The following is a 24,694-nucleotide window of genomic DNA, read 5'->3' on the forward strand; positions in this document are numbered from 1 at the left end:
GCCCCTGGCCGGGGCCGGCCGGCTGTACGCTGCGCGGGTGGGGATCACGCTCAACCTCCGGTCAGCGCGAGCGGCCGACGTCCACGTCGGGCGCTCGCCGCTCGCGGAGCTCATGTCGGTGCTGCACATCTTGGCCGAGCCGGACCACCACCCCGAGGCACAGCGCTGGACGCGCCGCCTCGGCACGACCTTCGACGCGTCGCTCACCCAGGAGATGAGCGCCCTGTCGCCGCTGTGGGCGCGGCTGCGCTGCCGCCTGCTGTTCCCGCTGACGCTGCCGCTGGACCAGTCCTTCGAGGACGAGCTGCGGCTGCTGGAGAAGCTGCCGCTGGAGGAGTTCACGGAGCTGTGCGCACAGGGGGTGCTGGGTTTCCGGGAGCGGGTGCCCGACGCGCACAGCCTGCGACACGACCCGGGCGCCGCCTGCCGCTTCATCACCCAGTGCGAGCGGCGTTCGTTCCGGCGCGGCGAGCTGGCGCATGAGCTGATGGCCTCCCCCGAGGGCATGCGCACCCGGCTGGTCGACTTCCTGGAGCGCTGCGGCACCGCGTTCTTCGCCGCCGAATGGCGCGCGGTGTACGACCGGCTGGAGGCGGCCGTGGTGCGGCTGCGCACCGATGTCCGCAGACGCGGCCTGGCCGAGGTGCTGGCCGGGCTCAGCCCCACCGCGGTCGTCCCCCAGGGCGGTACGCGGGTGCGCTACGACAAGCTGGCCGTCGCCGAGATCGATATCGGGCCGCGCCCGCTCTTCCTGGTCCCCTCCGTCCATGTCTGGCCGCATCTGACCGTCAAGGACGAGGAGTCCCACCCCGTCGTGCTGCAGTTCGCCGCGCTGGAGGGGCAGGCAGACGGGCAGCTCACACAAGCGGAGCTGCGGGCCCGGATGTCGGCGCTGGCCTCGCTCGGCCGGATGGAGCTGTGCCGCCATCTGCTGGGCGAGCCGATCACCACCTCCGAACTGGCCCAGCGGCTCGGCCTGGACGACACCCAGGTCTCGCGCACCCTGCGGCAGCTGCGGGACGCGGGGCTGGTCGAGTCCGAGCGCGAGGGCAAGTACGTGTACCACCGGCTGGCCACCGGCACCCTGCTCCGGCTGGGGCAGGACCTGCTGGCCACCATCATGCGCTGACGGCGGTCACGCGTCGTCGGGCCGCGTCCACAGCAGCACCGCCGAGGGGCGCGCCGCGTCCATGTACACCCGGTTGGTGGCGACCGCCTTGCGCCGGGTGACGGCCTCGGGCTCACCGGTGTTGGAGTTCACGTCGAAGCGCGGGAAGTCGCTCGAGGAGATGTCCACCCGCAGCCGGTGCCCGGCCCCGAAGCGGTTGGCGGTGTCCGGCGCCGTCATCTCGATCTCGTACACCTCGCCCGCCACCAGGGGTTCGGGCCGCTCGAACGAGGCGTGGAAGCGGCACCGGAAGATGCCCTCGGTGAGGTTCATGGCGAACCCGTGCGGATAGTCCTCGTTCGGCGGGTGCACATCGACCAGCTTCACCGTGAAGTCGGTGTCCGGCGCGGTCGAGGAGATGAACAGCCGGGCGGTGACGGGGCCCGCCACCACCAGCGGCTCCTCCAGGGGAGGGGTGACCAGCGAGATCACATCGGGCCGTGAGTTCAGCGGCAGATACGGCGCGCGCGCCCCGTAGAAGCGCTCGTCCGGCACCTGGTCGAAGGCGCCCCCGACCATCACCGGCTCGCCCGAGGTCACCTGCCCGCCCAGGGTCGGCACCGGGTCGCCCGGATCGAAGTCGTACTCGACCCACGCGTCCTCGGCCGCCGGTCTCTCCCGTCTCAGCTCACCCGAGGTGTGGCAGTGGAACGCGGTCTCCCGGGTCCCGGTCGGCGGCCACCGGGTGTCGGTGTGCCACCGGCCGCCGTGCCGCATCCGCCCGGCCGCGTCGCGGCGGCCGTCGCCCCCGCCCATCAGGAAGTACCGCACCCGCGGGATCGCCTCGGGGTCGCCGCCGCGCAGCACCACGTCGAACCAGCGCCGCCGGAAGGCCAGATACGAGGTGTCCACGTTGTCGCTGAACGTGGCGGCGGGCCCGAAGTCCACGTCACCGGCGAAGGTGACACAGCGCGCGCCGTGCGTCCACGGCCCCATCACCAGATACGCCGGGGACGTCTTGAGCCGCCCCATGGCGGTGAAGTTCTCGATGGTGGAGCGCACATACGGGTCGTACCAGCTCGCCATGTGCAGCGTCGGCACGTCCGGGAAGCGGTCGTAGTGTCCCCGCCCGTAGAGCGCGGGCTGGCGCCAGTACGCGCCGAACGCGTCGTGCCGCCACTGCTCCAGCAGATACCGCTCGTAACCGCCGACCCGCGCCAGCGGGGAGAGGCCGGCGCGCCACGGCAGCACGGTGAACCAGTCCCGCAGATCGGTCCCGGCGAACGCCTTGCGCACCAGCGGGTCCCGCTCCGCCTCCGGGCTCTCCTCGCCGTGCCGGAACGCCCAGGTGACCTGCTTGAGTTCGAAGGCGCCGCCCATCCGCATGCCCGCCTCGTACGCGCTGGCGAAGCCGCCGGAGTCCATGAACATCGCGGCCAGCGGGGCGGGGGACTCGGCGGCGGCCGCCGTCTGGGCGTGTGCCGAATAGGACACGCCCATCATCGCGACCCGCCCGTCGCACCAGGGCTGCGCGGCGATCCACTCGAGGGTGTCCGCGCCGTCCGGCCCTTCGCCCAGGTACTTCACGAAGGTGCCCCCGGAGTCGCCCCGGCCCCGGCAGTCCTGCCGCACCACGTGGTATCCGGCCCGGACGAAGAGGGCGGAGGTCTCCTCGGGGTCCGGCACCGGCTCGTCATGGCGGCAGCGGTCCGACTCGCGGGCGGCGCGGCGGCCGTACGGGGTGCGCTCCAGGATCACCGGCCGCGGACCGGGCCGCTCCTCGGGCGCGTACAGGTCGGCGGCGAGGACCACCCCGTCCCGTAGGGGCACGCGCAGCAGGTGTCGCCACAGTCCTTCGCCGAGGTGTTCCGTGGCCTCGGTCCGCCCGGTCGGTGCCATGGGGGAGACGCTCACTTGGTCTGGGACTGCTTCGAGCCGTTGAGGAGCATCTGCGACCGGGTGATGGTGGACAGCGGCATCTGCCAGCCGCCGAACAGCTTCGCGTAGGTGCCCGACTCCTGCATCTCCCGCAGCCCCTTGACGATCACGGGGGCGAGTCCGGTGCCCTTCTTGGCCTGGATGCCGTAGATCGCCGTCGCCGCGGGAAGGGTGAGCATGTCGTCCAGCTCCAGCGTCTCGAACGTGCCGTCCGAGCTCTCGCTGACGGATGTGTTGGAGGCGCTGGGCGCGACCACCGCGTCGATCCGCTTGCTCCGCAGGGCCAGGCTCGCGGCCGCCAGATCCGCGTACGCCTGCGGGTTCACGGCCTTCTTGCCCTTCGCGGCACACCGCTTGCTGAGTCCTTCGAGGACGTTCTCGGTGCCCGCGCCCTTCTCGACGCCGACCTTGTGGCCGCAGATACCGATGCCGGACTCCGGGCGGAACCCGCTCTCCTTGTTCACCATCACGGTCACCTGGCTCTGGGCGAAGTCGGCGAAGTCGACCTCCTTCTGGCGCTCGATGAAGTCACCGGAGGGCGCGCTCAAGTCGATCCGGCCGGACTTCAGCCCCGGGATCACCGCGTCGAACGGGGTCCGCACCACCTTGATCTTGATGTCGAGCTGGGAGGCGAGCTGCCTGGCCAGATCCGGGACCAGGCCGGTGATCTTCCCGTCGGAGCCGATGGTCACATACGGGGCGTACTCGCTGACGCCCATGACCAGGGTCTTCTTCGTGAACTCCGCGGGCACCTGAGCCGCCAGCGCATCGTCCTTCGGCTCCAGCGCGAGGGTCGGTGTGGGCATGGAGTCCTTGGACTTGCCCTTGTCGTTCGGGGTGTCGTCGACCGAACAGGCGGTGAGGGTGAGCGCGAGGGAGGCGAACAGGGCGCACGCGGCGGCGCTGGATCGGTGGCGCATGGCTGTGCTCCGTTTCAGGAGATCCGGGCGGTCCCGGTGTTCCGGGTGTGGGGGAGAGGGAAGCGCGAAGGGTGCAGGATCCGGGGCGGTCAGCGGCCCCAGACGGTCTCGGCGACGCGCCGCACATTGCCCCCGGCGAGCTTCGCCACGTCCTCCTCGGAGTAGCCGTGGTCGAACAGCCAGCGGATCATGTTGCCGACGGCCTCCCCGGGGTTCTCACAGCCGTGGACGAAAGGGACCGGCTCGTGCGGCGGCGGCTGCGAAGTCTGGCCGTCGACCGCGTCGTCCTTGCCGAACAGCGGGGCGAAGGTGCGGTGCCAGGCGGTGTGATCGCCGAAGTTGGTGTCGGGGCCGAAGGCCACATGGTCGATGCCGACCAGGTCCAGACAGCGCTCGAGGTGTTCCATCACCGACTCCAGGCTGTGCCGGGGGTGCCGGGCGGTGATGGTGGTGTGCGGCGCCGCCTCGACGCCGATGAATCCGCCGGAGCCGGCGCACGCCCGGATCACATCGTCGGGCTTCATCCGCGGGGTCGGCCACAGCGCCCGCGATCCGGCGTGGGTGATCACCACGGGATCGGTGGAGCGGCGCACCGCGTCCAGCGCCGTCGCGTCCCCGGTGTGCGAGACGTCGACGATGATGCCGAGGTCGTTCATCCGCCGCAGGGCGCGGCGGCCGAGCACCGTCAGACCGGTGTCGCCGGTGTCGGCCAGCCCCGAGCCGAGCTGGTTGCTCTCGCTGTACACCAGCCCGAGCAGCCGCACTCCCAGCCCGTAGAGCAGATCGAGCCGGTCGACGTCGTTGCCGATGGGGGACGCGGACTCCAGGGTCAGCACGACGCCCACCTGGTTCCCCGCCCGGGCCCGCTCCGCGTCCTCCAGGGTGCGCACCGGGGCCACCAGGCGCTGATGGGCGAAGTCGGCCTGACGCATGGCCAGATCGCTCACCGCGTCGTCCCAGTCCCAGGGGGTGTGCGAGCGGATCATGCTGACGGCGGCCGGGCCGCCGTCGAAGAACAGGTCCACGCCCGAGTGGGCGATGCCCTCGTACGGGATCGCCTCGCGGCCCTGGCGGCGGAACGCGGCGAAGTCCCCCGGATCCGCGGGCCGCAGCGACAGATGGTCGTGCGCGGAGATCACCAGATGGCGTTCCTCGAAGTCCCGCGCCCGGGCCTCGACGTCCTCGCTCCACACCGGCGCCGAGCCGGGCACCCGGCCCACCGCCGGCACCAGCTCGAAGGCCCGGAAGTCCGCGCCGGGCTCCAGGTAGTGGTACGAGCGGTAGCCGTCCCACAGGTCCAGCCGGGCGCGGGTCTTGGCGGGCAGTGGACGTTCGGTGCTCATGCGCTGACCTTCGACAGGAACGTGCGGGTGCGGTCGTGGGAGGGGGCGTCGAACAGCCGCTCCGGCGGGCCCTCCTCGACGATCCGGCCCTCGTCCATGAACACCACCCGGTCGGCGACCTCGGCGGCGAAGCGCATCTCATGGGTGACGACCACCATCGTCATGCCCTCTTCGGCCAGGTCCCGGATGACGCTCAGCACCTCCTGCACCATCTCGGGGTCCAGGGCGGAGGTCGGCTCGTCGAACAGCATCACCTTCGGCCGCATCGCCAGCGCGCGGGCGATGGCCACGCGCTGCTGCTGGCCGCCGGACAGCTGCTCGGGGTAGCTGTCCAGCTTGTGGGCGAGTCCGACCCGGCGCATCAGCTCCTCGGCCCGGGCGTCGGCCTTCGCCTTCGACAGCCCCAGGACCCGGCGCGGCGCCTCCACGATGTTCTCGCGGGCGGTCAGGTGCGGGAAGAGGTTGAAGCTCTGGAAGACCATGCCCATGACCGAGCGCTGCGCGGCCAGCTCGCGGGGGCCCAGCTCGTGCAGGGAGGTGCCGCGCAGCCGGTAGCCGATGACGCTGCCGTCGACCACGACCAGGCCGTGGTCCGGGATCTCCAGGTGGTTGACGCAGCGCAGCAGCGTGCTCTTGCCCGATCCGGACGGGCCGATGACGCAGACCGTCTCACCCCGGTGGATGTCCAGGGAAATGCCGTGCAAGACCTGCGTGGAGCGGAACGACTTGACGATCCCGCGCAGGGAGACAATGGGCTGCGCTCCCCTTTCCGATGCCACGGTCATACCGAGTGCTCGATCCTCTTCACTTTGGTGACCTTTTCGGCCGGTATCAGCGTGTGTCGCCCCAGGCGTCGCTCCAGGCGCTGCTGCACGAGGGTGATGACGCCGGTGATGATCATGTACCAGATCGCGGCCACGATCAATAGGGGAACGGTCTGGAAGTTCTTCGAGTAAATGAGCTGCACCGAGTAGAGCAGATCGGCCAGGGAGATCACGCTGACCAGGGATGTGGCCTTGAGGAGAGATATCAGCTCATTTCCCATCGGCGGCACGATCACGCGCAGCGCCTGGGGGAGGGTGACGCGGAAGAAGATCTGAGCCGGCGTCAAACCGAGCGCGGCCGCCGCCTGGCGCTGCCCCTCCGGTACGGACAGCAGACCGGAACGGATCAACTCCGCCACATACGCCGTTTCATGCAAGGTCAGACCGATGACCGCGGCGGTAAGCGGACCCAGCAGGGAATTCGCGTCGAAGGTGATGAACTGGGGGCCCCAGGGAATTCCGAGGGACAGGGTGGGAAACAGTGCCGCCAGGTTGTACCAGAAAAGCAGCTGCACCAGCATGGGAATCGAGCGGAACACCCAGATGAACGCGCCCGCGGCGGCCGACATCAGCCGTGAGGAACCCATTCGCATGAGCGCCACCCCGGTGCCCAGCACGAGGGCGAAGGCCATGGTCGCGGCGGTCATCCCGAGACTGACGCCGATCCCCTTGAGGATGCGGATCTCGAAGAAGTATTTCCCGACGGTGCCCCACTCGAAGCGCGGATTGGTGAAGAGCGTGGTCACCGCCATCGCGGCGAACAGCAGCACCACGGCATTGGCCACGAGCAGTCCTGGACGCCGTCGCTTCACGCGTGTGAGCCGGGATGGCTCGGGTAGGGCGTCAAGATTCGGGACGTTGCTCATGGAGGGCCCTCGGGCGGTTCGTCGTCACGTCAGGGGAATACCGCATCCTAAAACCGCGCTCCGGGGCCGCCTCGAACAGTTGACACAGAATCGTCAACCGTCGGCGCCGAGGTGTCCGTAGGTGTCGCGCAGTTCCCGTTTGAGGATCTTGCCGCTGGGGTTCTTCGGCAGGGACGCGGCCACCACCACGTACTTGGGCACCTTGTACCCGGCCAGCCGCTCCCCGCAGTGCGCCACGATCTCCTCGGCCGACACCCGCTCTCCCGCCCTGGCCACCACGACTGCCGTCACGGCCTCGATCCAGTACGGATGCGGCACCCCGAACACCGCGGCCTCCGCCACCGCGGGGTGGGCGTGCAGGGCCTCCTCCACCTCGCGCCCGGACACGTTCTCGCCGCCGCTGTTCACCATGTCCTTCTTGCGGTCGACGACCGTCAGATAGCCCTCCTCGTCCATGACGCCGAGATCGCCGCTGTGGAACCAGCCGCCGCGGAACGCCTCCGCGGTGCGCTCGGGGTCCCGCCAGTAGCCGAGCATGGTGTGCGGTCCGCGGTGCACGATCTCCCCGACGGTGCCCGGCGGTACGGGACGGTCGTCCTCGTCCACCACCAGCGTCTCGACGTTGAGCGCGGCCCGCCCCGCCGACCCGGCCTTGCGCTCCTGGTCGGCCGGGCCGAGGACGGTCGCGATCGGCGACATCTCGGTCTGCCCGTAGAGGTTGTACAGCGCGAGCCCCGGCAGCCGCCGGCGCAGCTCGGCCAGCACGGCGACCGGCATGGCCGCGGCGCCGTAATACCCCTTCCGCAGCGATGACAGATCGCGGCTGTCGAAATCCGGATGCCGCAGCAGCGAGATCCACACGGTGGGCGGCGCGAACAGCTTGGTCACCCGCTCCGCCTCGACCGTCGCCAGCAGCGCCGCCGGATCCGGGCCTGGCAGGATGATCGAGGTGGCCCCCAGATACACGTCCGGGGTGAGGAAGACGTGCAACTGGCCGCAGTGGTACAGCGGCAGCGCGTGGACCTCGACATCGTCGGCCGCCATCCCGCCGTCCACGATCGTCGTCAGATACTGCGAGATCAGACAGCGGCTCGTCATGATCGCGCCCTTGGGGCGCGACTCCGTCCCCGAGGTGTACATGAGCTGGACCGGATCGTCGTCGTCCAGCGCGGGGTCGGGCACGGGATGGCCGTACTCCTCGCCCAGCGCGGCGAAGTCCTCCCAGCCCTCCCGCCCCTCCCCGCCGATGGCCGCGCGCAGGACGAGGCGGGCGGGTGCGGCCTCGGCCAGTGCCTCGTCGGCCGCCTCCAGCAGCCCCTCGCCCGCGATGACCCCGACCGCGCCCGAGTGGGCGAGCAGGTACGCGACCTCCCAGGGCCTCAAGCCGAAGTTGACCGGCACCGACACCGCGCCCAGCCGGGCCAGCGCGAAGTACGCCACCACATAGCCGTGCGAGTTGCGCGCGTACAGCACCACCCGGTCGCCCCGGGTGACACCGCGCGCCGCAAGCGCGCCCGCCGTGCGGCTCACCAGCGCGTCCAGCTCCGCGTACGTCTGGCGCAGCGCGCCGTACACCACGGCCGTCTTGCCGGGCAGCCGGGCGGCGCTGCGCGCCAGCAGATCGGCGATGCCGTGGCGCCGGGCGCGCACGATGTCCACGGGCAGCGAGGAGGATGCGGTCACCAGGAGTCTCCCGAGGCGCTCGGAGGGACAGGACGCGTCGTCACGCTGACACGGCGTGAGGCGGCGATCAAGACCGGCGGCGCCGAGTGGCGCCGCCGGCCGTGACGCGTACGGGCTAGCCGGCGCACTCCATCGACGCCGGGTCCTGCGCCGCGCGGATCAGGGACCGGTGCGCCTCGCGCAGCCGCTCCACATCGGGCTTGACCTTCCTGCGGTCATAGGTGATCAGGCCGTTCAGCTCGCCCTCCACATCCGTGATCTGGGTGTAGACCGCGCCGCTGTTCCCATGGCAGGCCACCTGCTGCCGCACCTTGTCCAGCAGCTTCAGGTATTCGGCCGTGTACTGCTCCTGGTCCACGCCCACATAGGTGTGCTGCACGGGCCAGGCGTGCCCCGGTACGGCCAGCCCGAGACCGCCGTACTCGCCGATGACGCCCGCCCGCCGGGCGTCGGGGCGGGGTTCGCCGGGGCCGGGGTAGGCGTGGATGTCGGCGAGGTCGCCGTTGCCGGTGTCGTTCCAGCCGCTGGCGCCGTCGATGAGCCGGGACGGGTCCCAGCCCTTGGCGAGCGCGGGCACCTTCGGGCCGCCGTACTGGCCCCACCCCTCGTTGAAGGTGACCCAGACGCCGATCGACGGGCTGCTGATGTGCTGGTCGATCATGGCCTTCATCTCGCGCTCGTACTGGGCCTGCGCCTGCTCCGAAGGCGCGATCGTGTTCATGGCGGGCATGTCCTGCCACACCATCAGCCCGAGCCGGTCGGCCCAGTAGTACCAGCGGTCGGGTTCGACCTTGATGTGCTTGCGCACGGAGTTGAACCCCATCCGCTTGTGCATCCTCAGGTCGTACGCCAGGGCCTGGTCCGTCGGCGCGGTGTGCAGGCCGTCCGGCCAGAAGCCCTGGTCGAGGGTGGCCATGGAGAAGAACGGTTTCCCGTTGAGCACGATGCGCTTCTTGCCGTCGACCTCCTTCACCGCGATGCCGCGCATGCCGAAGTAGCTCGTCACCCGGTCGGCCTTCGCGCCCCGCCCGACGGTCACCTCCAGCCGGTACAGATACGGATCGTCCGGCGACCACAGCCGGGGCGAGGGCACCGGCACGGTCAGGGCCGAGCCGGTGCGCCCGGTCGCCCGGCCGACCGCGCGCTTCCCCTCGTACGCGGTCGCGGTGACCGGCACGCCGTCCCGCACCCCGCGGACCTCCGCGGTGAGCGCCTCGCCCGGCACGTCCGGGGTCAGCTTGAGGCTGTCGGCGTGGTCGGCGGCCACCGGCTCCATCCACACGGTCTGCCAGATACCGGAGGAGGGGGTGTAGAAGATGCCGCTGGGGTCCAGCCGCTGCTTGCCCATCGGCGGGTTCTCGCCGTCCTTGGCGTCCGTCGGGTCGTACACGCCGACCAGCAGCTCCTGGGTGCGCCCCGGGCGCAGGGCGTCGGTGACGTCGGCGCTGAACCGGTCGTAGCCGCCGCGGTGCTCGGCGACGCGGGTGCCGTTGACGTAGACCCGCGCCTGCCAGTCCACGGCGTCGAAGTTCAGCTTCAGCCGCTGCCCGTCGCCGACGTTCCAGCCCGCGGGGACGGTGAAGGTGCGCCGGTACCACATGCGGTCCTCGTGGCGCTCCAGGCCGGACAGCTTGGACTCCACCGGATACGGCACCAGGACGCGTTCGCGCAGCCGCTGCCCGAACGGGGGCGCCTGGCCCTCCTCGGCGGCGGCGAACTGCCAGCTGCCGTTGAGGTTCTTCCACCGGTCGCGGGTCAGCTGCGGGCGCGGGTATTCGGGGTGGGCGTTGTCCGGGCCCACGTCCTCGGCCCACGGGGTGCTCAGCTGGTATGTCGAACTGTTGCCGCCGAAGGCGAGGAACTGGCCGATGGCGCCCTCGTCGTTCGCCAGGCCGCCCTCGCCGTCGTAGCGCACGATGGCCTCGCCGCCGCGGCCCACCACCGGCTCCTTCAGCGCGAGCAGCAGCCGCGAGGGGTCGGCCGGATCCAGCCGGGCCCGGCCCAGCGGCCAGGCCGCGCCGCCGATGACGGCGGTGAGGTGGCCGGTCAGCCCGGCCGGGGGAGCGGCGAGGGGGCGGGCGAAGTCCATCAGCAGCGTCCGGCCGTCCCGCTGGACGGCGCTGCTCACCGGGCCCTCGTAGCCGAAGTCCGGGGGCAGCCGGAACGCCGACGCCGGCACCGGCTCCTTGGCCCGGCCGGGCGGGGTCCAGGCGAGGTGGAGGTTGGAGCCGCCGTAGTGCTCGAAGTATTCGACCTTGATGTCGTAGGCGCGGCCCGCGGTCAGCTCGACCGGCTCGGAGGTCTGCTCCTTGTCCCAGTCGTCGACCCAGTGGTCGATGACGGGCCGGCCGTCGATCCACAGCCGGAAGCCGTTGTCGCCGGTGATCGAGAAGGTGTGCGCCCCGGAGCGCCCGGGGACGAGGCGGCCGGTCCACCGGACGCTGACGTCGTCGGACCGCCCGGTGGCGGTCTGCAGCCGCGGCTCCAGGTTGTCGAAGTCGAGGGACGAATCGAGGGTGGTCGCCTTCAGCTCGTGGAAGTCGAAGGCTCCCGGGGCGGACTGGAGGTAGTAGTCGCCGCGCAGGCCGTTGACGACGGGGTCGGGGTCGTCGGACCCGGCGGCCGCGGCGGGGCCGGGGGCGGTCAGCAGACCGCATACGCCGAGCGCCAGGACGAGCACGGCGATGACAGGTCTGACGGGGCTGGCGAGGGCCGAACGTAAACGCACATGTCCTCCTTGCCGGAACAGCTGCCGGAACACATGCCGGAGCAGCTGTGGGAACACGGTGGGGCGCCGATCATTCGGCCAGTGGCGACAGAACCTGTCAATAGTGAACGCAAGCCAACACCCTTGACGGGAAAGCGCTTTCTGCCTAGCGTCGATTCACGCTTGTGATCAAGATTCAACGATTTGCACGATGGAGGCCGTAATGGGGCGACGGATCGTGGTGTCGGGCGGCGGTACGGGCATCGGACTGGCGACCGCGGAGTCCTTCGCCGCGGACGGCGATCGCGTCGTCATCGTCGGCCGCCGCACCGAAGTGCTGCGCGCGGCGGTCGGCAAGCTGAACGCCGCCCACGGGGACGGCCTGGTCACCTGGACCGGCGCCGACCTCAGTGACCCCGCGCAGGTCCGCCGCGCCGCCGGGGAGATCGCCGCCGACGGCCCCGTCGACGTGATCGTCACCAACGCGGGCGGCAATGTCGCCCCCGGCAACGACGGCACCCTGGAAGGCATCGCCGACCAGTACCAGCGCAACTTCGCGGCCAATGTGCTCACCGCCGTCCTGTTGACCGAAGCCCTCATTCCGCATATCGCCCGCCCCGGTGGCCGGATCGTGCACCTTTCCTCGGTGGCGGCGCTGCGCGGCCCCGGTTCGTACGGCGGCACCAAGGCCGCCCTGCACACCTACACCTTCGAACTGGCCAAGCGGCTGGGCGCGGAGGGCGTCACCGCCAACGCGGTGGCCCCCGGCTATGTCGAGGACACCGAGTTCTTCGGCGAGCGCGGCACTCCGGAGTTCATCGCGCAGCAGATCGGGCAGACGCTCACCGGGCAGCCGGGCGTGCCCGCCGAGATAGCCGCCGCCATCCGCTATCTGGCCTCCCCGGAGGCCGCGTATGTCACCGGGCAGGTCCTGCACATCAACGGCGGGGCGCAGTACGGCCGCTGACGCGACCGGCGCCCCAACTCCCCGTTTGCCGCAGGGGCGTGCCGCAAGGGCCGGACGGCCCCTGATCAGGGGCCGCGCAGCCCTGCCGCGATCGATCTCCGCGGTCCACTCTGGTTGCCCACACAGGTGGGGGAAGACGGACGGACGGCCGCACCGAGGGAGTCACCTCGTGACTCCCAAACCATCTCGGGCGCGGCCGTCCGTCCGTCTGTGTGCGCACCACCGCGACACGACGCAAGGGGAGAGACGTCATGTTCCGTCACACCGCCAGGGCCGGCGCGGCCATCGCCGCGGGCTGTGCCATCGCGCTGCTGTATCCCGCGGCGCCCGCCGGGGCCGCGGGCTCCGTGCACCTTCACAAGATCTATTACGACTCTCCCGGTACGGACAACCGGAGCAACTCCAGCCTCAACGCCGAGTATGTGCAGATCAAGAACTCCACCTCGCGCGGGGTGAGCCTCAAGGGCTGGGTGGTCGTCGACGCGAGCCGCCACGCGTACACCTTCCCCTCGTACACCCTCGGCGCGGGCAAGACGGTGACCGTGCGGACCGGCGTCGGCTCGGACACCTCCGCCACCAAGTACCAGGACCGCCGCGCCTACGTCTGGAACAACACCAGCGACAAGGCCACGCTCCGCAGGAGCGGCGGCACCACGGTCGACACCTGCTCGTACAACAGCAGCCGGGCCGACTACACGATGTGCTGACCCTTCGGTCCCGGGCCGGGCCGTTCAGCCCAGGCCCGGGACCACCATCGTCAGCCAGACGGCGGCGGGGACGACGACCACCATGATGCCGCCGTAGATCATCAGCTGGCGGAAGAACCGGTCCCGGTCGACATCGGGCGCGGCCGCCAGCACCAGTGCCCCGTTCGTCGAGAAGGGGCTGACGTCGACGACCGTGGCCGAGACCGAGAGCGCCGCGATCATGCCCACCGCGCCGATGTGCCCCTGGGAGAGAAAGGGGACGGCGAGCGGGATGAGCGCGCCCATGATGCCCACGGACGAGGCGAAGGCCGAGATGATCGCCCCGATGTAGCACAGCAGCAGCGCCGCGAGCAGCGGAATGCCGATGTCGGTGACGGCGTTGCCCGCGTAAGTGATGGTGCCCATCTCGTCCAGCACCCCGACATAGGTGAGCACACCGCAGATCAGCAGCACGGTGGGCCAGGTGATCTCGTTGACGGCCCGCTTGCCGTGGTCCGGCCAGAAGACGCTGAGCGCGACCGCGAGGGTGATCGCGGTGAGTCCGGCGTCCAGGTCGAAGGCGAGCACCGCGACCACCAGCGCCACCAGCGCCACCAGGGTCGCGATCCGGGCCGGGGTGAGCCGGGCGTCCGCGTCCGGCGCCGCTTCCTCGGAGACGTCCGCGGTGTCGGTGCGGGGCAGCTTCAGCCCGCCGCACACGACGAACACGATGGCCGCGATGAGCAGATTGACGACGAGGCTGGCCAGGAACAGGGCGACCTCGTTGCCCGGCAGCTTCTCCCGCTCCACGATGCCGTTGACGATCGAGCCGTAGATGCTGATGGGGGAGAAGCCGCCGCCCTGGGCGCCGTGCACCACCATGGCCCCCATCAGCAGCGGGCTGATCCGGTAGCGCGCCGCGAAGCTCAGCGCGAGGGGCGCCACGATCGCGACCGCCGCCGGGCTCACCGCGCCGATCGCGGTCAGCGCGCCGCTGATCGCGAACATCACCCACGGGATCAGCGCCACCCGCCCGCGCACCATCCGGATCGCGGCGTGCACCAGCCAGTCGGTGGTCCCGTTGGCCCGGGCCAGCGCGAACAGATACGTCACGCCCACCAGCACCACGAACAGATCGCCCGGGAACCCGGCGAAGATGTGGTCCGCGTCGAAGCCGGCGACCAGCTCCCCCACGCCGAAGGCGGCGGCGAAGGAGAGCGCGCCCATGTTGATCGATCTGGTGGTGGCGATCACGAAGACCACCACCAGCACGAGTATCGAGATCAGTTCGTCGGACATCGAGCGCGCTCCCGTCACAAGTGGCCCAGCCGCGAGACACGTTGCGGGCGGGGAGGCGCAACAGTCAATACATGTGTGGCACATTGGCTGAGCCAATCGGCCATTGGTGCTCGCCGGGTGCTACGCTGCGGATCGGAGCCGTCACCAACCGCAGCAGCCAGCCGCAGCAGGGGGAAGCTCGTATGGCCGACGACGCACTGCGCCCGATGAACCGTCAGCGCCTGTACGAGCAGGTGCTGGAGCGGCTGCGCGCCTACGTCGAGGAGGGCGGGCTGCGCGCGGGCGACCGGCTGCCCACCGAACGGGAACTCGCCGAGCGGCTCGGCATCAGCCGCGCCTCCGTCAAGCAGGCCATCGTCGTGCTGGAGGTGCAGGGCCTGGTCGAGGTGCGGCAGGGCGGCGGTATGCGGCTGCTCCGCGACAGCCTCGACACCGAGCCCGTGGAGCGCCTGATGGAGCGCAGGCTGCGGCTGCCCGATGTGCTCGATGCCCGCGAGGCGCTGGAGACCAAGCTCGCCGAACTCGCCGCCGAGCGCCGCACCGAAGACGACCTCGCCGCCCTGGAGCAGGCGCTCCACTGGATGGAGGACGAGATCGCGACGGGCCGCCACGGCGTCGAGGGTGACCGCCGCTTCCACGCCGCCGTCACCGCGGCCGCCCACAGCCCGCTGCTGGCGGAGTTCATGCGCTCCATCGCCGAGCAGATCGGCGAGAGCCGGGAGGAGTCGCTGCGTCAGCCGGGCCGACCCAAGCGGTCGTTCGCCCAGCATCGTAAGATCCTGGACGCCATCGCCGAGGGCCGCTCCAAGGCCGCGGCCGCGGCCATGCGCCGCCACGTCCGCACCGTCGCCCAGGTGCGCCTGCTCCACTGGGACCCCGACGGCTCCTCCTGAGCGGACCGCCCTCGGGGCTACGTCCGGTCGGCCGTCAGGTGGTGCGGGTCGTAGCCCGGGATCGTGCCGTCGGGCTTGGCGACCAGGAAGAGCCCCGCCATTCCCATGTCGGAATGGCTCTGGACATGGCAGTGGTACATCCACGCGCCCGCGCCGGTGTTCTCCCCGGCGATGACCTGGAAGCCGAACGAGTCGGCCGGGCCGGTGATCTTGTTGTCGATGACCCGGCTCGGGTCGTCCGGCCCCTCCAGGATGCCCGTGCGGTTGTCCGCCCAGCGATGACCGTGCATATGGAAGGTGTGATAGTACTCGCCGTGGGTGATCATGATGATCTCGACGCGTTCGCCCACCGTCGCCCTGAACTCGGGCGCGTCATGGCCGGACTTGTTGTTGATCGTCATGTCGTTGAAGACGATGGTGAACTGCTTCTGCGGCAGGATGTCGCCCGCCCGGCGCACCACCACCGGACCGTAGAGCCCCTTGCGGATGCCCCCGGTGCCGTGCGGGGTGCCGACCGCGTGGTCGTGGTAGTGCCAGTAGCCCGCGCTGCCCGGCCGCCAGGTGCCGTCCGCGCGGGTGCCCGGGGCGTGGGTGCGCCAGGTGTACGTACGTGTCCCACCCGGTTCCACGGCGCTCCGGTTGAGCTGGGTGCCGTCGCTGGCGGTGTCGTAGTCCAGGCCGTGCACATGGAGGCTGGCGGTGACGTCCATGGTGTTCTCGAACTCGATGTGCAGGGTGTCGCCCTCGGTCAGCTCGATGAGCGGGCCGGGGATGGACGCCTTGCCCTTCTCCAGGCCGTAGCCCATCTGCCCGTCGGGCAGCTTCTCCGCGTACAGCTTCATGCGGCGCACCACGCCACCGGCCGCCGCCGTGGCCACGCGCCGCTTCGGGCCTTCCGCGGACGTGGCGGAGGCCGGGGAGGCGAGGGGCAGCGGGCCGCCGATCGCCGCGGCGGCCGCGCCGCCGGCGAGCAGGCGGCGGCTGAAGCCGCGTCTGGGCATGGTGCCGGGTGCGTCGCTCATCGCTCTCCCAACTCGGTGCCGCTGTTGCTGCGTTGCCGATGCGCACGTGCCCCGGGGATGGCATCACGGTAGCGGCGGGACGCCCGTTCATCCACACTCAGGACAAAGTTCGTCGAGTTGCGGTCATAGCTATTGGCGGACCGCGAAAAGGCGTCTAGCTTCCTTCAACGGTGTATCCGGTACCGGAGAGGGATGGGTTACTCATGCGGGATGAACCGTACCAAAAGCCCTCGGAAAGGCGTCGGCTGACGAAGCGTCGGCCGCGGAGGAGACGCGCGGCGTTGGCGGCACTGCTGTTCGGGGCCGTCACCGCGACCATGCTCGGCGGCACTCCCGCCGCCGCCCGCCCCGAGGAGCGGCCGCGGCCGGCGCTGCCGTCCCCGCCGGGCGGTGACGACGTCAAGGTGCTGGTGTTCCACGGCTCGGCCGGGGACGAGGCGCCGACCGTGGACGCCGGTATCGAGGCCATCGAGCGCATCGGCAACCAGGGTCCGGCGGCCACCCGCTTCACGGTCGACGCCACCGCCGACGCCTCCGTCTTCACGACGCCGAAGCTCGGCACGTACAACGCGGTCGTCTTCCTGACCGGCGCGGGCGATGTGCTCGACCCGGAGCAGGAAGCCGGACTCGAAACGTACATGGAGGCGGGCGGCGGCTTCCTCGGCATCCACGACGCGGCCCGCAACGAGCCGTACTCGGACTGGTTCACCGGTCTGATCGGCGCCCGCCCCGCCGCCACCAGCCCCGCCACCGTCCAGCGGGCCGTCGTCGAGGTCGGCGACCGGACCCATCCGGCCACCAAGGACCTGCCGCTGGAGTGGAAGCGCCCCGACATCTGGCTCAACTGGAAGACGAACCCCTCCGGCCAGGTGCACACCGTCGCCCGGGTCCGGGAGAGCAGCTACCAGCCGGGCGCGGGCTCAGGCGGGTGGGACCACCCCATCTCCTGGTGCCGCGACTATGACGGCGGCCGGTCCTTTTACACCGGCATGGGCGGCACCGCGGCCGGGTTCCGGGAGACGGACTTCCGCGCCCATCTGCGCGGCGCGCTGCTGTGGACCACCCGCCTCGCCCGCGCCGACTGCCAGGCCACCATCACCGCCAACTACAAGGCCGAGCGGGTCACCAAGCCCAACCAGCCGGGCCAGGCGGACCAGATCGGCGAGCCGCACGGCCTGGTCACCGCCCCGGACGGCCGGGTGCTGTACATCGGCCGCGGCGGCAGCGACAACAGCGCGCCCGTCGTCACCGACTGGAACGACCCCGACATCGGCAAGGGCCAGGGTCAGATCCACGTCTACGACCCCAGGACCGGCAAGGTGACGCTCGCCGGCGCGCTCACCGTCTTCGGTAACAAGGGCGGCGGCGATGAGCTGATCAAGAACGAGGAGGGGCTGCTCGGCATCGAGCTGGACCCGGACTTCCTCACCAACGGCTGGGTGTATCTGCACTACACCCCGCACTCCCGGATCAACCGCGACACCCGGATGGCCGAGCGCCGGGTCTCCCGCTTCACGCTGAACCTCCGGACGAACAAGCTCGACCTCGGCTCGGAGAAGGTGCTGCTGTCCTGGCCGGTGCAGATCCACAGCTGCTGCCACGCGGGCGGCGGCATGGCCTGGGACTCCGAGCGCAATCTCTACATCGCCACCGGCGACAACAACTCCTCCCAGTTCAGCGACGGTTACTCGGGAAACAACCCGCAGCCGAACTACAAGGGCGTCTCCTTCGCCGACGCCCGCCGCACCGCCGGGAACACCAACAACCTCAACGGCAAGATCCTGCGGATCCACCCCGAGGCCGACGGCACCTACACCCTCCCCGAGGGCAATCTGTTCACCGGCAAGGAGCCCGACGAGGGCGGCGGCAAGACCCGCGGTGAGATCTATGTGATGGGGGTGCGCAACCCCGCCCGGATCTTCGTCGACAAGAAGACCGACATCCTCTACGCGGGCTGGGTCGGCCCCGACGCGGGCGAACCCAGCACCACCTGGGGCCCCGCCAAGTACGACACCTTCGCCGCCATCACCAAGGCGGGCAACCACGGCTGGCCGTTCTGCATGGGCAACAAGCAGCCGTACCGCGACCGCAATCTGCCCGATCCGGGCAAGCCGCTGGGCTGGTACGACTGCGATCACCCCAAGAACGAGTCGCCCAACAACAACGGCCTGGTGAACCTGCCGCCGGTCACCGGGAACACCATCTGGTACTCACCCCAGGGCGGCGCCCCCGACTATCCGCGGGACGCGGGCGGCATCCCCAGCTACAAGGCGTCCGAGGCGAAGTTCCTGCTGCCCTGGCTCAAGGGCGGTGGCCAGGCCACCATGAACGGCCCGGTCTACCGGTACGACGAGACCAGCAACAGCACCACCAAGTGGCCCGCGTACTGGGACGGCAAGTGGTTCGTCGGCGACTTCTACGACGGCGACCAGCCGCGCCACGCGGTGGTGACCGACCCCAGGACCGTCGGCAAGGGCGGGCTGCCCGTGCACGCCGAATCCCTCAAGAAGATCATCCCGGTGGGCGCCGACGGCATCCGCAACCTCATGGACTGGAAGTTCGCCCCGGACGGCTCGCTCTACGTCCTCGACTACGGGCGCGGCTTCTTCACCTCCGACGCCAAGTCGGCGCTGTGGCACATCACCTACAACGGCGGCGAGCCCACCCCGCTCGCCAAGGACGTGGCCAGGAAGGCGGAGCAGCGGTGAGACGACGGCGGCAGAAACCCCCCAGATCGTGGATGGCGCTGCTCGCCGCGCTGCTCATGGTCCTCGGCCTGACCACGGGGCTGTCCACGGCCACCGCGGCATCCGGGAAGGCCACCGCACAGCAGACGCTGACCTGGACCGCGGGTGACGACATCACCAAATACGTCTCGGCGCCCACCACGGCGGTCGCCGGGAAGACCACCATCGTCTTCGAGAACAGCACCGCCACCGGCAACACCATGGGAATGCCGCACACGCTCACTTTCGACGTGTCGGATCCCGAGTACAACAACGACGTCCCGCTGAACATCCTCGCCAACCCCGCGGACGACACCGGCGGCAAGCACTCCGTCGAGGTCACCCTCACCCCGGGCCGCTACCGCTACCACTGCACCATCCCCGGCCACGGCCAGATGCAGGGCATCCTCGTGGTCACCGAGGACGGCGGGGGCGAGGACACCACGGCGCCCGAGACCTCCGCGAAGGTCGAGGGCGAGCGGGACGCGGACGGCGCGTACCTCGGCATGGCCACGGTCACGGTGTCCGCCACCGACGCGGGCTCGGGCGTGGACCGGATCGAGTACGCGGTGGGGGACGGGGCGTTCCAGCCGTACACCGCCCCGGTGATGGTGCACGAGGTGGGCACGCACACCATCCGCTACCGGGCCACCGACAAGGCGGGCAACACCTCCGGGGTGAAGTCGGCGGACTTCCGCGTCGTGGCCCCGCCGACGGACGACAGGACACCGCCCGCGACCTCCGCGACGGTGTCCGGGAAGCAGGGCCCGGGCGGTGAGTACTACGACACGGCCACCGTCACCGTCACCGCCTCCGACACCGGGTCCGGCGTCAACACCATCGAATACGCCCTGGACGGCGGCGACTTCACGAAGTACACCGCGCCGGTGACGGTGAACACCCACGGCTCCCACACGCTGCGCTACCGCGCGACCGACCGGGCCGGGAACACCTCCGAGGCGAAATCGGTGGGCTTCTCCGTGGTCGCGCCGCCGAGCACGGACACCACCCCGCCCGAGACCGCCGCGAAGGTGGAGGGCGCCAAGAACTCGGACGGCAACTACCTCGGCAGCGCCAAGGTGACCCTCACCGCCACCGATGCCGGGTCGGGTGTGGCGAAGACCGAGTACTCCCTCGACGGCGGCCCGTACCTCGCGTACACCGCCCCCGTCGTCGTCGACCGGGTCGGCCGCCACACCCTCGCCCACCGCGCCACCGACAAGGCCGGGAACACCTCGTCGCCCAGGTCGCTGGCGTTCACCGTGGACGAGGGCGGCGGGGTGCCCGCCCCCGCGTGCCCGGAGTGGGACGAGCGGCTGACCGTGATCGTCGGTACGGTCGACACCGGCGTCCCCAACCGCATGACCCGCGCCCGCTGCACCATCAACGAGCTGATCGAGGACGAGAAGGACTGGTCCTCCCACGCCCTGTTCCTCAAGCACGTCACCTCGGTCACCGCAAAGCTGCTCTCCGACGGCGTGATCGACCAGCGCGAGAACGACGCCATCAACCAGGCCGCCGACGAGTCCGGGATCGGCAAGCCCGGCCAGAGCGAGGGCTACCACGACCTCTTCGACGGTACGAGGAAGTCGTTCGACCAGTGGCAGCACGTGGGCGGCGGTGGCTTCGGGCTGAACGACGACGGCACCATCACCAGCAGCTCCACGGTCGACGGCATGGGCATGCTGTGGTTCCCGCGGCGCACCTACGACGACTTCTCGCTGAAGCTGCAGTTCCGTGACGACGCCCCGGGCACGGGCAACGCCAACAGCGGTGTCTTCGTCCGCTTCCCGGACGTGAACGACCACCCCGAGGAGTCCCGCCCGGAGTGGGTCGCCATCAAGTACGGGCACGAGGTGCAGATCAACGACCGCCCGGACGGCGACATGTACAAGACGGGCTCGATCTACGGCTTCGACCGGGTCGGACTGGGCGGCGCCGGTGTGACGCCCAAGGGCAGCTGGAACGACTACGAGATCCGGGTCATCGGCCAGCACTACACGATCTACCGCAACGGTGTGCTGATCAATGAGTTCGAGAACGCCGGGGGCCAGGACTTCACCCCGCCGCGCTCGGACGACCCGGGCACCGACGGCCGCCGGTTCGCCTCCGGATACATCGGTCTGCAGAACCACAGCACGGACGATGTGGTCTCGTTCCGCAACATCCGGATCCAGGAGCTGTAGCGGCACGGAGGCGAGGAAGGTGAGTGGCCGCCGGAGTACCCCAGTCCCCGGCGGCCACCATCACCTCGAGGTTACCGGAGGTAATACTCGACGGTAACCCCTCTGCTCACCACATGCCAAAGCCCTGCCCCGACCAGCGGGGCAGGGCTTCGGCCGGTACCCTCAAGGCGCCAGCGTGTCCAGGATCTGCTGCCCGTACTTGAGCAGCTTGTTCTCGCCGACCCCGTTCACCGCGCCCAGCTCCTCCAGCGTCGAGGGGACGACCGTCGCGATCTCGCGCAGCGTCGCGTCGTGGAAGATCACATACGCGGGTACGCCCTGCTCCTTCGCGGTCGCCGCCCGCCAGGCCCGCAGCCCCTCGAAGACCGGCACCGCCTCCTCCGGAAGATCGGCCGCGGCCTTGCGGGACTTCGACGACGACCCGGACGCGCCCGCCTTCGCCGCCTTGCCCGTACGAGTCTTCTCCGGCTCGCGCCGCAGCCGCACCTCGCGCTGCCGCCCCAGCACCTCGGCGCTCGCGTCGGTGAGCACCAGCGTGCCGTAGTCGCCCTCGACGCCGATCAGCCCCTGGGCCAGCAACTGCCGTACCACACCGCGCCATTCGGCCTCGCGCAGCTCGGTGCCGATGCCGAACACCGACAGCGCGTCATGGTCGAACTGGATGACCTTGGCCGTCTTCTTGCCGAGCAGGATGTCGATCACCTGTCCGGCACCGAACTTCTGGTTCCGCTCCCGCTTGAGCCGGACCACCGTCGACAGCAGCTTCTGCGCGGGGATGGTGCCGTCCCAGGACTCCGGGGGCGTCAGACACGTATCGCAGTTGCCGCACGCGGTGCTCCGCTGGCCGAAGTACGCCAGCAGCTGGACCCGGCGGCATTCGACGGTCTCGCACAGGGCCAGCATCGCCTCCAGGTGCTGCCCCAGCCGGCGCCGGTGGGCGTCGTCCCCCTCGGAGGTGTCGATCATCTTCCGCTGCTGGATGACGTCCTGCAGCCCGTACGCCAGCCAGGCGGTGGACGGCAGCCCGTCCCGTCCGGCGCGGCCCGTCTCCTGGTAGTAGCCCTCGACCGACTTCGGCAGGTCCAGATGGGCGACGAACCGCACGTCCGGCTTGTCGATGCCCATGCCGAACGCGATCGTCGCCACCACGACCAGCCCGTCCTCCCGCAGGAAGCGCGCCTGGTGCTCGGCGCGGACCCGGGCGTCGAGACCCGCGTGGTAGGGCACCGCCTCGATCCCGTTGCTCACCAGGAACTCGGCCGTCTTCTCCACCGAGGCGCGGGAGAGGCAGTAGACGATTCCGGCGTCGCCCGGATGCTCGGTGCGCAACAGCTCCAGCAGCTGCTTCTTCGGCTCGTTCTTCGGGGCGATCCGGTACTGGATGTTGGGGCGGTCGAAGCTCGCCACGAAGTGGTGGGCGTCCTGGAGCTTCAGCCGGGACGCGATCTCGCCGTGGGTGGCCTCGGTGGCGGTCGCGGTCAGCGCGATCCGGGGTACCGTGGGCCAGCGCTCGTGCAGCTCGGACAGGGCCAGGTAGTCGGGCCGGAAGTCGTGCCCCCACTGGGCCACGCAGTGCGCCTCGTCGATGGCGAACAGCGAGACCGTGCCCCGGTCCAGCAGCCGCAGCGTGGACTCCACGCGCAGCCGCTCGGGCGCGAGGTAGAGCAGGTCCAGCTCGCCCGCGAGGAATTCGGCCTCCACCAGCCGCCGCTCGTCCAGGTCCTGGGTGGAGTTGAGGAACCCGGCCCGCACGCCGAGGTTCCTCAGGGCATCGACCTGGTCCTGCATGAGCGCGATCAGCGGCGAGATGACCACCCCGACCCCCTTCCGCACGAGCGAGGGGATCTGGTAGCACAGCGACTTGCCGCCGCCGGTCGGCATCAGGACCAGTGCGTCACCACCGGCTATCACATGCTCGATGATCTCCTGCTGGCCTCCCCGGAACGCGTCATAACCGAAGACGCGGTGCAGCACGCGCAGGGCCTCGCTGCCATCGGGGCCGCCCGCGACCTCAGGTCCGGCTGCGACATCGGGTCCGTTTTCGGGAAGAGCCATCCGGCGATTCTAGGGGTCGTGCGGGGTGCCCTGCTCAACGGCGGGTGAAGCGCGCGGTGACGGTCATCGCGGCGGCGCCCGGCATCATCCCCAGCCGGTTCCAGGTCATGCCGAAGCGGGTGCGGTCGACGTCGACCTCGGCGGTGAGCGTGACGGCGTCGGCGGTGGCCTCGGTGAGCCGCGCCGTGAAGGACAGCGGGCGGGGGTTGCCGAGAATGGTCAGCTCACCGTCGACCGCGACGGCGGCACTCTCGCCCGGCACCGCGCTCGAGACCACGAAGACGATCTCGGGGTGGTGGTCCACATCGAGGAAGTCCTTGCTGCGCAGATGCTCGTCGCGCTTGGCGTTCCGGGTGTCCAGCGACGCGGCGTCGATGGTGAGGGTGCCCCGCGCGGAACCGTCCGCCGCCACATCGCCCTCCCCGCTGACGCCCGTGAAGACACCGGTCACGGTGACCAGTCCCCAGAACGTCTTGTGCCGGACGTGGACCGTGGACCCGGCCGGGTCCAGGACCCAGTGGCCCGCCTCGACGGCGGACGGCGAGACGGGGGCGGGGGTGGAATCGGCGGTGTCCGCCATGGCGATCACTCCTCGGTGGGTGTGGGACAGGTCGCACAGCAGCTTAGGGAGAACACCCGGCGCGGGGGGAGGTTTCGGACGTGGGGACCTGCCAACTGGCGCCGCCCCCGACCCCGGTGTGACCTGGCCGCGGGAGGGCGGGTTGGATGGGTGCGGGCGTGGGCACAGTGGCCGTTGAGACATGACGGTTCGTCATGTGCACGTCCGGAATGGATCCTTTCCCCCACGAGGAGGCCGATGTGACATCCAGCAGACTCGTCCGCGCACTGCCCGCCGCGATCGCGGCAGTGCTCGCCCTGGCGGGCGGCCAGGCGGTGGCCGCCCCGGCGCCCGATGCCGCCGTGCGTGTGGTCACGTACGACGCCGACGGGGCCGCCGAGTTCAAGGACGCGGTGGCCAAGGGCGCGGCGGTCTGGAACCAGAGCGTGAAGAACGTGCAGCTCAAGCCGGCCGCCTCCGGCCAGCGGGCCAACCTGCGCGTCGTGGCGGACAACGGCTGGCCCCGCGCCCAGGTCACCGCCCTCGGCAGCGGCACGATCTACTTCGGACGGCAGGCCGTGGACGAGGGCCACAACACCGTACGGATCGCCTCGCACGAGATGGGCCACATCCTGGGCCTGCCCGATGTGAAGCCGGGGCCCTGCTCCAGCCTGATGTCCGGCGCCAGCGCCGGTACGTCCTGCACCAACGCCAACCCCAACCTGGCCGAGAAGGCCGAGGTCGAGGACGCCTTCGCGCTGCTGGAGAAGTCCAGCGCGCCGACGGCCGCGTACAAGGACTGACCGCGGCTCGAGCGGTGAGAACGGGTGGCCTTCTCGCGGCGCACCGGGCAGCTGGCGCTGGCCAACACCTCGGCCGCGCCGCGCCAGGTCGCGGCCGCCGCGGTGCCGA

The 24,694-nt window shown here is 70.5% G+C and carries 18 protein-coding genes; 7 read left to right on the top strand and 11 right to left on the bottom strand.

The annotated features are described in order from the left end of the window. Nucleotides 1-37 precede the first annotated feature (37 nt). A complete protein-coding gene (locus ABZ562_RS27375) occupies nucleotides 38-1,129 on the top strand; it encodes a helix-turn-helix domain-containing protein (protein ID WP_361484552.1) in 1,092 nt (363 codons plus the stop codon). A 6-nt stretch (nucleotides 1,130-1,135) separates the two neighbouring features. Here ABZ562_RS27375 and ABZ562_RS27380 read toward each other — a convergent pair whose 3' ends face one another. From ABZ562_RS27380 to ABZ562_RS27410, 7 genes are all read right to left on the bottom strand, one after another. After that, the gene (locus tag ABZ562_RS27380; protein ID WP_361484554.1) at nucleotides 1,136-3,007 is read right to left on the bottom strand and encodes a CocE/NonD family hydrolase; all 1,872 of its coding nucleotides are present in this window, start codon (nucleotides 3,005-3,007) and stop codon (nucleotides 1,136-1,138) included. Nucleotides 3,008-3,018: 11 nt separating this feature from the next. Beyond that, a complete protein-coding gene (locus tag ABZ562_RS27385; RefSeq protein WP_361484556.1) occupies nucleotides 3,019-3,966 on the bottom strand; it encodes a transporter substrate-binding domain-containing protein in 948 nt (315 codons plus the stop codon). 89 nt (nucleotides 3,967-4,055) lie between these two features. Continuing rightward, complete coding sequence (locus ABZ562_RS27390; protein ID WP_361484558.1) at nucleotides 4,056-5,309, bottom strand: membrane dipeptidase; 1,254 nt, start codon at nucleotides 5,307-5,309, stop codon at nucleotides 4,056-4,058. Then, nucleotides 5,306-6,094, bottom strand: coding sequence for an amino acid ABC transporter ATP-binding protein (locus ABZ562_RS27395; protein WP_361484560.1), 789 nt, complete (start codon nucleotides 6,092-6,094; stop codon nucleotides 5,306-5,308). The genes ABZ562_RS27390 and ABZ562_RS27395 overlap by 4 nt, the downstream gene beginning before the upstream one ends. After that, nucleotides 6,091-6,918: an amino acid ABC transporter permease gene (locus tag ABZ562_RS27400; protein WP_361484562.1), complete on the bottom strand. Its 828-nt coding sequence runs from the start codon at nucleotides 6,916-6,918 to the stop codon at nucleotides 6,091-6,093. Before ABZ562_RS27400 ends, ABZ562_RS27395 begins: the two co-directional genes overlap by 4 nt. A 174-nt stretch (nucleotides 6,919-7,092) precedes the next feature. Beyond that, nucleotides 7,093-8,682: a fatty acyl-CoA synthetase gene (locus tag ABZ562_RS27405; protein ID WP_361484563.1), complete on the bottom strand. Its 1,590-nt coding sequence runs from the start codon at nucleotides 8,680-8,682 to the stop codon at nucleotides 7,093-7,095. Between the two features lie 115 nt (nucleotides 8,683-8,797). Then, on the bottom strand, nucleotides 8,798-11,410 hold the full coding sequence (locus ABZ562_RS27410) for a PA14 domain-containing protein (RefSeq protein ID WP_361484564.1): 2,613 nt from the start codon (nucleotides 11,408-11,410) through the stop codon (nucleotides 8,798-8,800). Nucleotides 11,411-11,612: 202 nt separating this feature from the next. On the opposite strand from ABZ562_RS27410, the gene ABZ562_RS27415 reads away from it, so the two are divergent. Continuing rightward, nucleotides 11,613-12,356, top strand: a complete 744-nt coding sequence (locus tag ABZ562_RS27415) for an SDR family oxidoreductase (RefSeq protein ID WP_361484565.1) — start codon at nucleotides 11,613-11,615, stop codon at nucleotides 12,354-12,356. A 251-nt stretch (nucleotides 12,357-12,607) separates the two neighbouring features. Continuing rightward, nucleotides 12,608-13,063 (top strand): lamin tail domain-containing protein, encoded by a 456-nt coding sequence (locus ABZ562_RS27420; RefSeq protein WP_361484566.1) that lies wholly within the window; start codon nucleotides 12,608-12,610, stop codon nucleotides 13,061-13,063. A 24-nt stretch (nucleotides 13,064-13,087) separates the two neighbouring features. Here the strand turns inward: ABZ562_RS27420 and ABZ562_RS27425 are convergent, their stop codons facing one another. Next, nucleotides 13,088-14,341: an SLC13 family permease gene (locus ABZ562_RS27425; RefSeq protein ID WP_361484567.1), complete on the bottom strand. Its 1,254-nt coding sequence runs from the start codon at nucleotides 14,339-14,341 to the stop codon at nucleotides 13,088-13,090. Nucleotides 14,342-14,523: 182 nt separating this feature from the next. Between ABZ562_RS27425 and ABZ562_RS27430 the strand changes: the two genes are divergently transcribed. Further along, nucleotides 14,524-15,234: a FadR/GntR family transcriptional regulator gene (locus ABZ562_RS27430; protein WP_361484569.1), complete on the top strand. Its 711-nt coding sequence runs from the start codon at nucleotides 14,524-14,526 to the stop codon at nucleotides 15,232-15,234. Between the two features lie 17 nt (nucleotides 15,235-15,251). On the opposite strand, the gene ABZ562_RS27435 is transcribed toward ABZ562_RS27430, so the two are convergent. After that, nucleotides 15,252-16,235 (bottom strand): multicopper oxidase domain-containing protein, encoded by a 984-nt coding sequence (locus ABZ562_RS27435; protein WP_361484587.1) that lies wholly within the window; start codon nucleotides 16,233-16,235, stop codon nucleotides 15,252-15,254. A gap of 338 nt (nucleotides 16,236-16,573) precedes the next feature. On the opposite strand from ABZ562_RS27435, the gene ABZ562_RS27440 reads away from it, so the two are divergent. Both ABZ562_RS27440 and ABZ562_RS27445 read left to right on the top strand, forming a co-directional pair. Then, a complete protein-coding gene (locus ABZ562_RS27440; RefSeq protein WP_361484589.1) occupies nucleotides 16,574-18,964 on the top strand; it encodes a ThuA domain-containing protein in 2,391 nt (796 codons plus the stop codon). A 32-nt stretch (nucleotides 18,965-18,996) separates the two neighbouring features. Further along, a complete protein-coding gene (locus ABZ562_RS27445) occupies nucleotides 18,997-21,168 on the top strand; it encodes a family 16 glycoside hydrolase (RefSeq protein WP_361484571.1) in 2,172 nt (723 codons plus the stop codon). A gap of 162 nt (nucleotides 21,169-21,330) precedes the next feature. On the opposite strand, the gene recQ is transcribed toward ABZ562_RS27445, so the two are convergent. Next, complete coding sequence (gene recQ / locus ABZ562_RS27450; RefSeq protein ID WP_361484573.1) at nucleotides 21,331-23,223, bottom strand: DNA helicase RecQ; 1,893 nt, start codon at nucleotides 23,221-23,223, stop codon at nucleotides 21,331-21,333. A 34-nt stretch (nucleotides 23,224-23,257) separates the two neighbouring features. Then, nucleotides 23,258-23,803, bottom strand: coding sequence for a YceI family protein (locus tag ABZ562_RS27455; protein ID WP_361484574.1), 546 nt, complete (start codon nucleotides 23,801-23,803; stop codon nucleotides 23,258-23,260). A gap of 239 nt (nucleotides 23,804-24,042) precedes the next feature. Here ABZ562_RS27455 and ABZ562_RS27460 point away from each other — a divergent pair, with 239 nt between their 5' ends. Then, nucleotides 24,043-24,585: a snapalysin family zinc-dependent metalloprotease gene (locus tag ABZ562_RS27460; protein WP_361484576.1), complete on the top strand. Its 543-nt coding sequence runs from the start codon at nucleotides 24,043-24,045 to the stop codon at nucleotides 24,583-24,585. The last annotated feature ends 109 nt before the right edge of the window (nucleotides 24,586-24,694 follow it).

This window comes from Streptomyces sp. NPDC019937 (assembly GCF_040631655.1).
Taxonomy (GTDB): Bacteria; Actinomycetota; Actinomycetes; order Streptomycetales; family Streptomycetaceae; genus Streptomyces.

Excerpts from the sequence above, each read along its gene's own strand:
- ABZ562_RS27435 (WP_361484587.1), bottom strand. The coding sequence starts at position 16,235 with ATGCCCAGACGCGGCTTCAGCCGCCGCCTGCTCGCCGGCGGCGCGGCC.
- ABZ562_RS27380 (WP_361484554.1), bottom strand. The coding sequence starts at position 3,007 with ATGGCACCGACCGGGCGGACCGAGGCCACGGAACACCTCGGCGAAGGA.
- ABZ562_RS27395 (WP_361484560.1), bottom strand. The coding sequence starts at position 6,094 with ATGACCGTGGCATCGGAAAGGGGAGCGCAGCCCATTGTCTCCCTGCGC.
- recQ (WP_361484573.1), bottom strand. The coding sequence starts at position 23,223 with ATGGCTCTTCCCGAAAACGGACCCGATGTCGCAGCCGGACCTGAGGTC.
- ABZ562_RS27455 (WP_361484574.1), bottom strand. The coding sequence starts at position 23,803 with ATGGCGGACACCGCCGATTCCACCCCCGCCCCCGTCTCGCCGTCCGCC.
- ABZ562_RS27420 (WP_361484566.1), top strand. The coding sequence starts at position 12,608 with ATGTTCCGTCACACCGCCAGGGCCGGCGCGGCCATCGCCGCGGGCTGT.
- ABZ562_RS27425 (WP_361484567.1), bottom strand. The coding sequence starts at position 14,341 with ATGTCCGACGAACTGATCTCGATACTCGTGCTGGTGGTGGTCTTCGTG.
- ABZ562_RS27390 (WP_361484558.1), bottom strand. The coding sequence starts at position 5,309 with ATGAGCACCGAACGTCCACTGCCCGCCAAGACCCGCGCCCGGCTGGAC.
- ABZ562_RS27445 (WP_361484571.1), top strand. The coding sequence starts at position 18,997 with ATGGCGCTGCTCGCCGCGCTGCTCATGGTCCTCGGCCTGACCACGGGG.
- ABZ562_RS27440 (WP_361484589.1), top strand. The coding sequence starts at position 16,574 with ATGCTCGGCGGCACTCCCGCCGCCGCCCGCCCCGAGGAGCGGCCGCGG.
- ABZ562_RS27430 (WP_361484569.1), top strand. The coding sequence starts at position 14,524 with ATGGCCGACGACGCACTGCGCCCGATGAACCGTCAGCGCCTGTACGAG.
- ABZ562_RS27415 (WP_361484565.1), top strand. The coding sequence starts at position 11,613 with ATGGGGCGACGGATCGTGGTGTCGGGCGGCGGTACGGGCATCGGACTG.
- ABZ562_RS27385 (WP_361484556.1), bottom strand. The coding sequence starts at position 3,966 with ATGCGCCACCGATCCAGCGCCGCCGCGTGCGCCCTGTTCGCCTCCCTC.